This is a genomic window from Engelhardtia mirabilis (genome assembly GCF_007748095.1).
GTDB lineage: Bacteria > Planctomycetota > UBA1135 > UBA1135.
In genome coordinates this window covers 2,731,996-2,745,941 of record NZ_CP036287.1, presented here as the reverse complement: position 1 = coordinate 2,745,941, position 13,946 = coordinate 2,731,996, and the positions used below count along the sequence as shown (strand labels likewise).

Below are 13,946 nucleotides of genomic sequence, written 5' to 3'. Positions count from 1 at the left end.
CGAGAACGCCCGGCTGATCCAGCCGGGCGTTCTCGTTTCGGGCCGACCTGCGAGCGAGCGTCAGCGCGGGCAGACGCCGTCGATCCAGTGGGCGATGTCGTCGTACAGGCTCTTGGCGCCGGCCTCGTGCAACAGGTCGTGCCTGCGCCCGTCGAGGACACGCAGCTCCAGTCCCGCGCGCTCGATGCCGCGTACGGCGTCGACCGATGCGATCGTGTCGTCGGACCCGTGCAGGGCGAGGGTCGGCACCGTCATCGACGCTGCATGGCGACGCACCTCGGCGGCCTCGGCCACGACCCGCTCGGCCACGTGACGGCTGACCTTGCGATGCACGAGGGGATCGCCGGTCCAGGCCGATTGGGCGCTGGCGTCGCTGGAGATCTGGTCCGGGGACCAGTCCAAGTCCGCCTGATCGATCGGAGTGGGCTTCTTGAACAGCCCCTTGAGGCCGCCGGGTTTGGCCGCGACCGGGAAGGTCGGTTGCAGCATGGCCCCCACCAGGACCAGGGCCTGGACCCGGTCCGGATGGGCCTGGGCGTAGGCCAGGGCGTAGAGCCCGCCGAGCCCCACGCCGATGATCACCTTGGGGTGGTCGGGCAGACGGTAGGCCACGTGGTCCTGGACGGAGTCGATGTCCCGCACCGGCTCCTTGATGCCCCAGCTGTGGCCGCGGGGACCCTCGGAGCGGCCGTGTCCGCGCATGTCCGGCAGGGCCAGGGCCCAGTCGTCCTCCGTCAGGCGCGCGCCCAGACCCCGGTAGCGCTCCCCATGGTCGGAGAGGTCGTGGACGATCGTGACGCCCCCGCGGGGCTCGCCCGCCCCCGCCATCTCGAGGCAGTGCAGCAGGAACATGCCCTCCGCCGTGTGGGACAGGCCGGCGCCCTCGCTGCCGTCCGGGTTGGACTCGCGCAGCTCGAGGTTGGTGACAGTGCTGAGGATCTCGCTCATGGGGGGTGTGGCGCCGGGACCTGGCGTCGGGGGAGAAGCGGGCCGGGCAGGTTAGAGCCCGTCCGCCCGTCGCGGAACGTTCAGTTGCCCCTCTCGTGAGGGCCGCTCTCGTCAGGGCCTCGGCGCCGAGCTACGATCCCCAGCGGACGCGAGGCACCTGGGCGGCCGCTGTGCGCTTCGAGTCGTGGCTTCGGCCGTCGGCGAGGATCGCGCGGAGGAAAGTCCGGACTCCACGAGTCAGGGCGGTTGCTAACGACAACCGGCCGTGAGGCTAGGGAAAGTGCCACAGAGAACAGACCGCCCGGCGCCACTTCGGTGGCGTCAGGTAAGGGTGAAACGGTGCGGTAAGAGCGCACCGCGGTCCTGGTGACAGGGCTGGCAGGGTAAACCCCGCCCGGAGAAAGACCGCGTAGAGGGACCGGCGTCGACTCAGCCCAGGGTCCCCGGGTAGGTCGTTAGAGGCCGTGCGTGAGTGCGGTCCCAGAGAAATGGTCGCCACCCCTTCGGGGGTACAGGATCCGGCTTACAGGGTGGCTCGCGTCCACTAACCTCCCGCTAGCTGGCAGTTTGGCCCCGACACGGCCCGGTGGTCGAAGCGGGTCGGGACCCCCAAGATCTTGTGGTGGAGTGTCCCAACCACGCACCCCGTAGTTGGAGGCCTTGACGGTTTGACGGGGTCGGCGGATACTCCGGCCTCTGAATCGCACCCGCCGAGAGCCGCTCCCGCGGCCGTTCGGCAACGAGTCCTGCCTGGACGTGACCCGCGCGGTCCCGTCCGACCGAGAGGCCCGCGAGGCCATCCCCGGCGCGACCCGACTCCGACCGGTCCGACGAGCTGCGACCCGACCCAGCCCCTTCGATCCCGCCCGCGCGGCGGTTCCGACCCCAGGGCCACGGGCCAGTCGCCCCGACGAGTGCGCCCGGACAGGGCCCGCGCCCGCCCCACAACCATGCTCGAGTTCGTCTACGCCGTCCCGCGTCGCGCGCTGTTCCCCACCTGCTACCCGCACGGCCTGGTGCCGTTCGGGTCGGACGGGGACCCCCGGGCGAACGGCGGCTACGACCTCGAGTCTTTCCGAGCCACGGTCAGCCAGCACGGCTTCTTCGCCCAGCGCGACCGCGCCGAGCTCGACCCCGACCTCAAGCAGGTCATCCCCTACACGCTGGTCTTCGGCCGCGACGAGGCGCACGGGATTCGCATCCTGTGCCTGCGTCGCACCAAGGCCGGCGGTGATGCCCGACTGCACGACAAGCTCTCGATCGGCGTGGGTGGTCACGTCGAACCCCCGGACGCGATTGCTGCCGACGGCGGCGATCGCGATCCGATCGCGGAGGGCTCGCGCCGCGAGCTCGCCGAGGAACTGTTCCTGCCCGAGTGCGGCCCGCCGCGCCCGGTCGGGATGATCAACGACGACACCAACCCCGTGGGCGCCGTCCACGTGGGGCTGGTGCAAGTCCTGGAAGTCGACGACCCCACCCGCATCGCCGTGCGCGAGCAGGACGTGCTGGTCGGCGAGCTCCGCACGCCCGACGAGCTGCGCGCCATGCGCGACGCGGGCGCGAACTTCGAGTCCTGGTCGGCGCAGATGCTCGACCGACTCGACGAACTGATCCCGGAGTATGCCTCCGGAGCTGCGTCGACCGCCGCTCGCTGAGCGACGCCGACGACCCCGCAGCCGCGCCGCGGCCGCGACTCTCTCTCACTCACTCTCTCAGGTCGCCCCGGCGACCGACCCGCGGAGCCCGCCGGGCTCCACGCGGACGACACCCTCAAGGAGGCCCGACGGCGACGTCGGGACCCAATGGCCACCGCAACCTCCGCACGGCGCACGACCGCCGTCGACACGGAACTGCTCTACGACATGCTCCTCGGCGCCCGCACCGCCGACCGCGTGACGCTGATGTTCCGCGACGGCCGACAGATCACGGGCGCGCTCGTCTTCAACCAATTCAAGGGCACCGGCCGACTGATCGACGTCGACAAGGAGCTCAGCCTCGACTTCGGCATCGACGAGCTGCGCGACGTCCGGTTCTGATCGGGAGCGAAACCGCTGCTCGATGTAACAGCAGCTGACCCGATCAGAAGTTGCCCTTGGCCCAACAGCTGGCGCCGTTGGAGCGTAGCCGGGCCAGATGCCCGGCAAGTTGCCGTTGGCCCAACAGCTGGCGCCGTTGGAGCGTAGCCGGGCCAGATGCCCGGCAAGTTGCCGTTGGCCCAACAGCTGGCGCCGTTGGAGCGTAGCCGGGCCAGATGCCCGGCAAGTTGCCGTTGGCCCAACAGCTGGCGCCGTTGGAGCGTAGCCGGGCCAGATGCCCGGCAGACTCGACCGACTTCCGACCCTGCACGCCCCGTGCGAGATCCCTCGCGCGGGGCGTTCTTTTGTCGGTTAGCCTCAGCGCCACGATGATCGCTTCTGTCCTTCTAGCGGCCGCCGTCGCCATCCCGGTCCTAGAGCTGCAAGTCTGGGACGATGGGGAGTGGCGTTTCGTATCCGACGCTTCCGGTTTGGGGCCGGGGATCGTCCCGCTCAACACTCGATCGCCGCTGGTGGCCCGCGCGACACCGGGTCCGGTCGGGGCCCGATTGCGAGTGCGGCCCGATATCGAAGGCGAGTGGCGGATTCGCGCCGTGGCCCACTCGACCGACGAGCGAGTGCTGCTCATCGACGGCGAACCCCGGGTCGTAGGGCCGCCGGAGCTTCCGCCGAGGGTCGGCTACTTCGACGCGAAGTTCGTCGCGCTGATCGCTTACCAGGACGGGGAGACCGCCGAGCAGGGGCTCGAGGTCTTCCTCGAGACTCCGACCACGGTCGAGCGCCCGCTCATCCTCGTCCCGGGCCCCGCGCCGCGGGGCACGGCCGACTCGAGTGCGCCCCAGATCGTCGTGCGTGCGCTCGGTCAGCTGGACGAGAGAACGATTCCCTTCGGTTGCCAGCGCCTCGGCGGCTGCGGTGCATTCGCCCTCGTGCTCCCCGAGGGGCGGCATAGGCTGAGCCTGGTCGACTCGACGATCGACCAGCTCTTCGTGGCCGACGTGAGGGTCCCTCGCGATCCCACCGAGCTCGAGGTGACCCTCGACCCCCAGGGCGCCGAGGTTCGGGTGGCGATCCCACCCCGCGACGAGGGCAGGACCTGGACCCTGCTCGTCGACGCTCCTCGCGGCGCGGGCCCACCGCGGCCCGGCGACGAGGCTCCGGTCGCGTCGGGCGCGCTCACCATCGCCCACGCTCGCGAGGGGGACAGCGACGTCCTCGTCGACATGCTGCCGCGCGAGGGGCCACGGCTGGTTCACTTCGAGGGCCCCGACGAGCAACTCGACATCCGCCCCACCATGGGGCCCGGCATCGCCTGGGGCGATGTCGACGACGACGGTACTCCCGAGCTCTACGTGGTCCAGGGCGGCGGGCGCGAGGGCACTCTTGCCCCCACGAACCGCATGTTCCAGTGGGACGGCGAGGCCCTGCAGGACATCACGATGGCCGCGGGAGCGGCCGACACGGGGAACGGCATGGGCGCGCTGTTCTTCGACGGCGACGGCGACGGAAGCCTCGACCTGTACGTCGCCAACTACGGCGAGGACGTCCTCTACGGACACTGGAACAGCTATCACTTCGCGCTCGGCGGAGGCTTCGAACCTCCGGCCTTCAGCGACGTGACCGCGGCTGCCGGAATCACCGGCGACCGCTGGAGCGCGGGCGTCGCCGCTGCGGATCCCGATCGCGACGGTGACCTGGACCTCTACGTGACGAGCTACCTGACCTACGACCCCGCCCTGATGCCGCCGGTCGAGGACCTGCCGCTCTCGCGCGAGGATCCGATCGAGATGCTGCCCTTCGCCTTTCCGGGCCAGCGCAACGTCTACTACCGGAACGAGTCGACGCCCGAGGGGATGAGGTTCGTCGACGCGACCGAGGAGTTGGGCCTGCTCGACGAGCAGGGGCGCGGGATGCAGCCCCTGTTCTTCGACTTCGACGCCGACGGGGCCGAGGACCTGTACGTGGCCAACGACGTGTCTTTCAACGTGCTCTGGTCGGGGGACGGCGAGGGTCACTTCCACGACGTGTCGTTCCAGACCGGGATGGACGACCCGCGCGGCGGGATGGGCGTCAACGTGGCCGACGTGGACGGGGACCTGGACGAGGACCTGTTCCTGACCAACTGGCAACTCGAGGCCAATGCGCTCTACCGCAACAACCGGCTCTCGCACCGCAGCCAGCGCCACCGCGTGGCGACCTTCCGCGACGTGACGGTACCGGCGGGCTTCGGGCCGCACTCGGTCGGCTTCACGAGTTGGGGCTGCGAGTTCTTCGACCTGGACCTCGACGGGGACCTGGACCTGTTCGTGGCCAACGGCTACACGAGCCCGGACTACGAGAGCACGGGTATCTGCGTCGGCCAGCCCAACCACCTGTTCGTCAACGACGGCGAGGCTCGCTTCACCCTGGTCGAGGGATTGACGGACGTCGACCGCGCCCTGCCCTCGCGCGCGGTGGTGGCCTGCGACTTCGACCGCGACGGGGACGAGGACCTGGTGGTGACCACGAACAACGGGCCGCTGCAGCTGCTCGAGAACCGCGCCACGGACGGCGCGGACCGACCGAGCTGGCTCGGGATCGAGCTGCGCGGGGCGGACGGCAACACGCGGGCGATCGGCGCGCGGGTGACGGTCACCGTGGGCGACCTGACCCAACTGCGCTCGATGCGTGCGGGGCGCAGCTACCTGGGAGGCAACCCGCCCGAGCTGCTGTTCGGTTTCGGCGAACGCGAGGGGCCGGCGACCGTCGAGATCCAGTGGCCCTCTGGCGCGACCTCGAGCCACACCGTCGAACTGGACCAGTGGACCCGCATCGCGGAGCCCGAGTCCGAATGACCGCCGACGAGCAGCGGGCCGCGAGCGGTCCGTCAAGACCACTGGGCTCGCGCGGACGGTCGGGTTCGACGGCGTCCGAGGCCGCGAGCGAGCTTGGCGGGTCCACCGTTCCGAACGCGCCCGCAGTTGCCGGCGCAACCGCTGGACTTCTCGGTTCGACGGGTTCGCCAGGGTCAACCGGATCTGGTCGGTCTGGCGCGCACGACGGTCGGCTCGACTCCTCCGCGCCGTCGAGCCCGCTCGATCTCCTGTTGGTCGCAGCCGCCGCCCTGCTGGCTGCCCTTGGTCTCGCTGGACCGATTCGATCGGGCGACCTTTGGTGGCACCTGCGGACCGGGGACTGGATCCTCGCCCACGGAGCCTTGCCGGCCACGGATCCGTTCAGTCACACGGCGGGCGACGAGCCGTGGGTCTTGCAGGAGTACGGCTCTCAGGTGCTCTTCGCCCTACTGCATGGGGCGACAGGCTTGGGTGGGCTGCGCGTGGTCGGCGCGCTGCTCGCGATTCTGCTCGTGGTCTATGCCTACCGTTGCGCGCGCGCCGAGCTCTCGTCGGCCTGGGCCGCGGCGGCCACCTGCATCTTTGCGGCGCTCTTCGCCCTCAAGTGGGAGCTGCGGCCGCACCTCCTGAGCGCATTCTTCGTCCTGCGCCTGCACCGCGCGCTCTTCGCCCCCGGAGCGGCCCCGACGCCGAGCTGGCGCACCGTCGCCGAGGTCGGCCTGCTCGCCTGCGTATGGGTACAGCTCCACGCCGAAGCCCTGTTCGCACCGATCATGGCCCTGGCCGGACTGATGGGCGCTTGCCTGAGCGGCCTCGGTCGCGCGAGCGTGGCCCACAGGCCCACGCACCTGGTCCGTTGGGCCGCCGTCTTCACCAGCGCCCTCGCCGGGACCCTGGTCTCGCCCCTCGGCCTCACGCCCCACACCTACGCCCTGTTCCGGCGCTCCGTCCCCAAGCAGTACATCGAGGAGTGGTTCCCCTCCTGGATCCTGCCCGGCGACCCGCGCTTCGAGCCGCTGACAGTGCCCCTGTTCGTGCTGGTCGCCGCGTGCTTGCTGGCCACGGGAGCCCTGGGCCTCGCCTGGGGCCTCGCGCGCCTGACGGGCCGGCGTGCGCCCCGCTGGGAGCAGCTCGGCTTCCTGGGCGCCTGCGGCTTCCTGGCTCTCGACGCGCGCCGCTTCTTCTGGCTCTTGTGGTTCCCCCTGCGCGAGTTCGCGGCGCGCTGGACCGCAGGCCGCCAGCGCGCGCCCTGGCTGGCCCGCGCGACCGCCGCCGGGGCCCTCGCCGTGCTCGCCCCCACCCACTACGTGGGCGGCGCCGCCGGGGACCTGGCCGAGGACCACTTCGCCCAGAGCGTCGACCCGCGCCTGTTCCCGGTCTTCGCCGCGGACGTGGTGCGCGAGGCCGGCCTGACCGGGAATCTGTTCCACCCCTACGAATGGGGCGGCTACCTGGGCTGGATCCTCGGGGACGCCAACCCGACCTTCATCGACGGCCGCACGGTCCTGTTCGAGAAGATCATCCCCGAGCGTTGGCGCGCCGAGCGCGATCCGGACTTCGCGCGCGAGGTGCTGCGCGCCCGGGACGTGCGCGTGATCGTGTTCAAGCGCTTCGTGGTGCGCGACGGCCAGGCCCGGCCCTGGCGGCCGCCGGACGCCGACGTGGAGTGGATCCGCGCCTGGGCCGACGACACGGCCGAGGTCTGGCTGCGCGCGGACCAAGCCGAGTCCCTGGCCAGCCTCGAGCGCTGGCACGCGGCGCAGGGGTTGCCCTTCGACGCACGCGAGGGCTTCGTGGAGGTGGCCCTGCTGGCAGCGGACCCCGACGTGCGCGAGCCGCGCTTCTTCCCGGCCGAGGTCCGCGCGGCCCTGGACCCGTTCCTGCGCGCCGTCCACGCCAGCGACGGCAGCGACCCCGCGGCTTGGGACGCACTGGCCGAGGCCTGCGCCAAGTTCCGCCTCGGTCGCTCGGTGCGTCACTGCCAGGCCCGGGCGGCGCAACTCCGCGGCTCCGAGTGAGCGGCGGCCGCGCTAATCTCCAGCGCCCATGAGCGACCCCGACCAACTCGCCCCGCCGTCGCCCACGCCGCGCGCCGTGTGGCTGGTGCTGGGACTGATCGCCGTGGTGCTGTTGGTCTTCACCAAGGACGGCCCCGGCTCCTGGGCCGACGCCACGCGCCTGGCGACCATCGACTCCCTGGTCACCCGCGGCACCCTCGCCATCGACGACTCGGTCTACGTCTGGCAGGGCGACAAGGTCTGGTTCGAGCCCCACTTCTACAGCCACCAACCGCCGATGATGGCGATGGTCGGTGCCCTGCCATTCGCCCTGCTGCACCAGGTCTTCGGCCTGGCGATCGACCAGGCACCGACCTACCGCCTCTTGACCCTGTCCCTGGTCGGTCTGCCGGTGCTGCTCGGCCTGTGGGCCATCTCGCGTCTGATCGCGGCCACGGGCTGCCGACCCGGTTGGAACGCGGCGCTGATCGCGAGCCTGGGCCTCGCCACGCTCCTGCTGCCCTATTCGCTGGTCCTCAACCAGCACGGCACGGCCGCGGGTCTCGTGGCCCTGGCCTTCCTGTGCCTGCAGCGCGCGAGTTGGATCTCGGCCGGGGTCCTGTTGGCCCTCGCGACCACCATCGATCTGACCGCGGTGTTCCCCGCCCTGGCCTGCCTGTGGCCCGTGGTCCGCAACAGCGGGATGGGCGGCGTGGTGCGCTACGGGATCGGCGCCCTACCGGTCCTCGCGCTGCACTTCTCGGTCAACTGGGCCGTGGCCGGCGACCTGGTGCCCTTCGGGATGCACGACGAGGCCTTCCGCTACCCGATGTCGCCGTTCATGTTCATGTCCCTGACGGGCGTGGACCAGGTGCAGGCGGAGGGGCAGCGCTTCTCCTACCTGCTCGGCACGACCTTCGGCCACAGCGGTCTGTTCTCGCACCACCCTCAACTGCTGTTCGCCGTCGCCGCGGGGCTGCTCTTGCTCTTGCGCCGGCGCGTGGCTGACGGTGCGGCCAAGCGCTCCACCCAACTGATCGGCGGCCTGTTGCCCGCGGCCGCCCTCTCGGCCATCGGCATCACCGTCTTCTACGTCTTCCAGTCGAGCAACTACGGCGGTTCGTCCTTCGGGATGCGCTGGTTCGCCGTGTTCGTTCCGTTGCTGGCCCTGTTCCCGGCCGAGTTCCTGGCCCGCCGCGATGCCGAGGGTCGACCCTGGCGACCGGGTCCGATCGCAGCGCCACTGCTGGTCGTGGGACTGCTGATCTCGCTCGCCGCCACGGCCCTGGGCGCCGTCAATCCCTGGACCAAGTTCCACTACCGCTGGGCCGATTCGCCCGAGGGCCTGGCCGCGCTGCCCGGTGAAGAGCGGCCGACCCCCGTGCAGCACTGGAAGACCGAGTGGGCCCGCATCCAGCGCTCCGACCCGATCAACCGCCAGTGGTACGACCAGACCTTCGCGCGGCTGATGGACCAGCACCGTCGCGTCTACTTGCGTCCCCTGGCGGGCGTGGACGACACGACCCGCGAGGCTTGGATCCGCCAGGGCCTCGGCACCCTGCACGCGGTGGTCGACCTGATGGACAGCGCCGACATCAAGGACCACAGCCGCACCATGGGCCACTTCTGGCTCGGCAAGTTCTACGCAGCTCTCGAGGACAAGGTCAGCGCCGAGCGCGAGTACAGCCAGGCCCTGTACTTGAACCCCGGCTTCGGACCGGCCGAGAACGCCCTGGCCAAGCTGCGCGAGCAGTAGGAGCGAGCTACTCGCCCTGGGGCCGGCGGAAGAACGGCGTACCGATCCGCAGTCCGAACCAGGGTCGACCGATGTCGTAGTGCATGGACTCGGCGTAGGGCGGGTTCGTCAGCACGCGCACCTCGACCAGGTCGCCCTCGACGATGCCCTCGGGCGCCTCGGCGAAGAGGATCGCGCTGGGGAACTCGCGCACGGCCGGGTCCTTGCGGGGCGGCTGGTAGTCCTCGACCACGCGTACACCGTTCAGCTCCACGTCCGTGAACCAGGGCGTGGTGTAGAGGGCCGAGCGACCGTCCTTGACCGGCATCTTGATCCGCGGGCCATCGCCCCAGACCTGCATCCAGCGGGCGTCGGGGCCCAGCAGTCGATCGCGCTGCCCGCCCGGCCATTCGACCCAGGGGAAGCAGCCGAAGGAGAAACCTGCCAGGGGCGGGCGACTGGTCCACAGGGCCGGAGAGAGACCGAGCAAGACCACGACGGCGATCGCCGACCAGCGCCGCGCGCGGCCGGTAGCGGCGTCGTGCGAGGATTCCCCGGTGTCCATGCCCAGGGAAGCCGCCGCGCCGAACAGGATCGCAACGATGTAGGCCACCGACGGCTCGAGCAGCGCGTGGCCCACCTGCAAGTTGATCAACAGCGCCACTGGCGCGACCACCAAGCCCGCCACCACTGGCCATTCGCGGTCGTCGTCGAGCGCACGCCGCCGACGTAGACCGCGCCGGGCACCTGCGATCGCCAGGCCGAAGGGCATCAACAGCAGCACCACACCGACCGCGCCCTCTTCCGCGAAGGACTGCAGCACCTGGTTGTGGGCGTTCTCGTGCAGCGGGTTGAACTGCACGCGGCGCTCGGGATCGCGGAAGTCGACCATGCGCGCGGGGGTCCGTCCGAGGCCTTGACCGAGCAGGGGCGCGTCGACGCCCATGGCGAGGGCTGCGCTCCAGGGGGCCGAACGGTTGGCGCGCAGGTAGCTCGTCGCCGCGTCCAGGCGGCCCACGCGAATCGCATCAGCGAGGTAGCGGTTGCTGGCCAGGCGTTGGGCGGTCTCGACCGGGAGGAACTGCAGACCGACCGCGCTCACCGCTCCCAGCAGCAGGGGACCGGCGATCCACCAGGTCCCCAGGGCCCGCCGCACGCCGAACGTCACCAGCCCGAACAGCAAGAGCGACACGGCGAAGGCGCCCAGGGCGGCCTTGGAGCGAGAGGAGATCAGGTAGAGCGTCGCGCAGCTGAAGGCCGCGCCAGCCAGGGCCGGGCCGAGGGGCGGGCGCTGCGCCCTGCGCCGCCCAATGAACACGGCGGTCACACACCCGAGCAGCACCGGCAACAACAGCACCATCGTGGTGCCGAGTGCGTTGTGGTCAAGCAGGGGTCGGTGGTTGCGCGGAAACTGGGCCTGCAGCCGCTCCACCAAGTTCTCGCCGCGGTACAGCGCGGCGATCACGAAGTCGGCGGCGCCGACGAGCAGGCCGACCAGCAGCATGCCGGCCACCACTCGCGTCAGTCGGCGCACGGCGTCGTCGCGTCCGGCCAGGAGCTCGCCACTGAACCAGAGCAGCGTCAGGTACTCCAGCCGCAGCTCGAGCACGGCCAAGGGATGGATCGCCTCGATCTGAGGTCGCGGCAGGACCAGATCGCGCGCGGCGACCGCCAGCATCTCCCCCACCCAGGGCGCACCCTCGGGCAGGGCCACGATCACGCCGCGCACGCCGGCGGCGATCGACCAGGCCGCGCCCAGGGCTACGGTCCAGCGCAGCCAGGGCGCGAGGGACCCCGTCGCACGCGCGGTCGCCGCTCCCGAAAGCACCAACCCTGCGAGGGTCCCGTGCAGCCAGACCCGCTCCGCCGCGAAGGGCATGAGGTGCAACATCACCGGCACCAGCGGCAGTAGGAACGCCCCGGCCATGCCGCCGAGCAGTCCTCGCACCGGATCCCGCCAGGCGAGGGCGATCGGCAATAGGAACAGCAGAGCCAAGAGCCAGGCCGAGTCGCCACCGCGGTACACGGAGTGGGCCACCGTCGGTGCCGCCAAGAGCGCGGCCAGGGCGATGCGAACAGGGCTGCTCATGGGCGAGGCCGCTCAGCGCGACGGCGGCGGGTCCATCTCGGGCTCGAGGTCCACCCCGAGCCCATCGGCCAGGCGGTTGATGTAGTTGAAGTAGCTCACCACCTGGGCCGCGTCGTGGATCGCCACGTCGTCCAGGCCGACGGCGCGCAGTCGATCGAGCGACTGCGGACCACAGTCCGCGGGACGGAGCGTGAGCGTCTCAGCCCACTCGCACAGGGCCACGTCGACCTCGTCGAGCTCGGCGCGACGCCAATCATCGCCCAGGGCCTCAACCAACGCGTGGCGGCGGGCCTCGTCGAAGTCGGACAGCTCGGCACGGAGGTCCATCTGGTGCGCCCGTGTTCAGTAGTGGCACTGGTTGGCGCGACTGACCACGACGGCGAGCATCTCCCGCTGACGCCGAGCGAGCCCGCCGGAGCCGAACATCACGGCCTGGTACAGCCCCATCGACGCGTCGAGGGTCCTGGGCTGCAGGCTCATCAGCCGCACGATCCCGAACACCCGCCCGGCCCGCGCACGCGCGGCGGCGAACTGCCGGGCGAGGAAGCCCTGGGCCTCGTCGTCGGACACGGTGCGGATCCACGCCATTGGGCGCGATCCTACGCCGCTCGGAGACGGGGAGCCACTGCGGCGGGGGCGGGCCCGAACCGACGCCTCCCGCCGCGAGGGACGTCGGCCGGGGGGCCGCCCGTCAGGGGACCAGGGTGAAGGCGACGCCCTCGCTGACGCCGGTCACGGCCAGGGCCGGGGCGGAGGCGATGGTGACGAAGGCGTGGTGGAACTCGACGCCCGCGAACGACTGGTCCAAGGGCGCCGGGACCTGGATCGCGGCAAGGGCTCGTCCCTGGGCGTCCAGGGCGCCGAAGGAGTGCTCCATCGGCGGCTGATTCGGCGCGCCGAGGGTCTGGGCGAACCACGAGTCCGCCACCAGCGGCAGCAGGAGCCCGTCGACCGCGACGCCCGGCGACGTCCCCGAGAGAGAACCGAGCAGCAGGTACAGCTCCAGCCCATGGCTCGGGCCAGCGTCGAGCACCAGGTCCTGACGGCGCGCCGGAGCGTAGCTCGGCACCCCATTCATGTAGTCGATCGAGCTCACCGGCGGGTGGGCGGAGAGGCTTGGGCAGCCCGCTCCCGTGAGGGACCAGAACGAGGCCGAGCCGGCCTGGAAGTCGACGGTGTTGTCCTCCATGGCGCCGGTCAGCAGCGTGTCACCCGAGGCAGCGAGCACCGTGCCGATGCCGGTGTAGTTGTTCGCCGGCCACGGCGGGCCCACCGACCCGACCGGTCCCCAGACGCCGTTCTCGCGGGCGTAGACCCAGACGTCGCCATTGGGCACGGCCGCGATAAAGTCCGGCTCCCAGCTTCCGATGGCCATGCGCTCGCCGTCGGCCGCCATCTCCATGCCGAAGGCCTGATCCAGGGTCGCAGCCGGCTGGAGGATCGACTGGATCGCGGCGAAGGGCTGCCCGGGCGCGGGTCGGCGATAGACCTCGACGCGGGAGAAGCAGTTGTCGTCGATCGGCCCGCCGGCACGCACGACCGCGAGGACGTCGTCGCCGACGAGCTGGACGTCTCCCGCCAGCTCGGCCTCGTAGCAGCGCTCGAGCTCGATGGTCTGGGTCAGGTCCCAGGTACCGCTGGCGCCGCGCTGGTAGTGCAGGGCGAAATTTCGACGGGCCGAGACGACCAACTCGTCCCCGTCCAGGTCGAGGCCGATACCGAAGTCGAAGACGTCGAGCGAGTGGGGCGCGCCCAAGGACTGTTCCAGGGACCACAGGCCGCCCTGGCGGGCGAAGACCTTGACGAAGCCCTTCGGCGAGCCGTCCGGGAAGCCGACGGCGATCCGATCCCCGTCCGCCACGACGATGCCTCCCTGGGCGCTGCTGATCGGCTGCTCGGTCTCGAGCTTCTGGACGAAGCTGAACTCGCTCCCGTTCCAGGCGTGCACGAACAGGCCGTTGGTGCCGGTGGCCCCGGGAATCTGGGGAGCGTATCCCGACGCCACGAGGAAGTCGCCGCCCAGGGCGATGGCCTGCCCGAACAGCAAGACCTCTTCGCCAGCGGGTGCGTCCAAGAAGCCAGCCGGTAGCCACTCGCCGCCCGCGACACGTTGGTAGACGAAGATGCGCCCCGGGCCGAGGGGGTCGAACGCCGACCGCGATGCGGACACGGCGGCGCGGTCGCCGTGCAACGCCACCGCGGTTCCGAATCGATCGCCTCCGGCAGCCTGGGGATCGACTACGGATTGACGGTGACACTGGGCCATCGCGGGCGTCGCGAGGGCGGCGGTCAGACAGGTTGCCGGGA

The 13,946-nt window shown here is 71.0% G+C and carries 10 protein-coding genes and 1 other RNA gene; 6 read left to right on the top strand and 5 right to left on the bottom strand.

Annotation, left to right across the window (positions count from 1 at the left end; translation table 11 throughout):
• Nucleotides 1-60: 60 nt before the first annotated feature.
• Nucleotides 61-948 carry an alpha/beta fold hydrolase gene (locus Pla133_RS10045; RefSeq protein WP_145064777.1) on the bottom strand — a complete coding sequence of 296 codons (888 nt, stop codon included), beginning with the start codon at nucleotides 946-948 and terminating at the stop codon, nucleotides 61-63.
• A 149-nt stretch (nucleotides 949-1,097) separates the two neighbouring features.
• On the opposite strand from Pla133_RS10045, the gene rnpB reads away from it, so the two are divergent.
• The 6 genes from rnpB (at nucleotide 1,098) to Pla133_RS10015 (ending at nucleotide 9,571) form a co-directional block, all read left to right on the top strand.
• Nucleotides 1,098-1,490, top strand: an RNA gene (gene rnpB, locus Pla133_RS10040) — RNase P RNA component class A.
• A gap of 408 nt (nucleotides 1,491-1,898) precedes the next feature.
• Nucleotides 1,899-2,603: a hypothetical protein gene (locus Pla133_RS10035; protein ID WP_145064776.1), complete on the top strand. Its 705-nt coding sequence runs from the start codon at nucleotides 1,899-1,901 to the stop codon at nucleotides 2,601-2,603.
• Between the two features lie 147 nt (nucleotides 2,604-2,750).
• A complete protein-coding gene (locus tag Pla133_RS10030; protein ID WP_145064775.1) occupies nucleotides 2,751-2,984 on the top strand; it encodes a hypothetical protein in 234 nt (77 codons plus the stop codon).
• Between the two features lie 368 nt (nucleotides 2,985-3,352).
• The gene (locus tag Pla133_RS10025) at nucleotides 3,353-5,818 is read left to right on the top strand and encodes a CRTAC1 family protein (RefSeq protein WP_419195441.1); all 2,466 of its coding nucleotides are present in this window, start codon (nucleotides 3,353-3,355) and stop codon (nucleotides 5,816-5,818) included.
• Between the two features lie 251 nt (nucleotides 5,819-6,069).
• On the top strand, nucleotides 6,070-7,836 hold the full coding sequence (locus Pla133_RS10020; protein ID WP_145064773.1) for a hypothetical protein: 1,767 nt from the start codon (nucleotides 6,070-6,072) through the stop codon (nucleotides 7,834-7,836).
• A gap of 28 nt (nucleotides 7,837-7,864) precedes the next feature.
• Nucleotides 7,865-9,571, top strand: coding sequence for a hypothetical protein (locus Pla133_RS10015; protein WP_145064772.1), 1,707 nt, complete (start codon nucleotides 7,865-7,867; stop codon nucleotides 9,569-9,571).
• Nucleotides 9,572-9,578: 7 nt separating this feature from the next.
• On the opposite strand, the gene Pla133_RS10010 is transcribed toward Pla133_RS10015, so the two are convergent.
• From Pla133_RS10010 to Pla133_RS09995, 4 genes are all read right to left on the bottom strand, one after another.
• The gene (locus Pla133_RS10010; RefSeq protein ID WP_145064771.1) at nucleotides 9,579-11,639 is read right to left on the bottom strand and encodes an O-antigen ligase family protein; all 2,061 of its coding nucleotides are present in this window, start codon (nucleotides 11,637-11,639) and stop codon (nucleotides 9,579-9,581) included.
• Between the two features lie 12 nt (nucleotides 11,640-11,651).
• Complete coding sequence (locus Pla133_RS10005) at nucleotides 11,652-11,966, bottom strand: carboxymuconolactone decarboxylase family protein (protein ID WP_145064770.1); 315 nt, start codon at nucleotides 11,964-11,966, stop codon at nucleotides 11,652-11,654.
• 15 nt (nucleotides 11,967-11,981) lie between these two features.
• Nucleotides 11,982-12,227, bottom strand: coding sequence for a carboxymuconolactone decarboxylase family protein (locus tag Pla133_RS10000; protein ID WP_145064769.1), 246 nt, complete (start codon nucleotides 12,225-12,227; stop codon nucleotides 11,982-11,984).
• 103 nt (nucleotides 12,228-12,330) lie between these two features.
• On the bottom strand, nucleotides 12,331-13,905 hold the full coding sequence (locus Pla133_RS09995) for a hypothetical protein (RefSeq protein WP_419195448.1): 1,575 nt from the start codon (nucleotides 13,903-13,905) through the stop codon (nucleotides 12,331-12,333).
• Nucleotides 13,906-13,946: the final 41 nt, after the last annotated feature.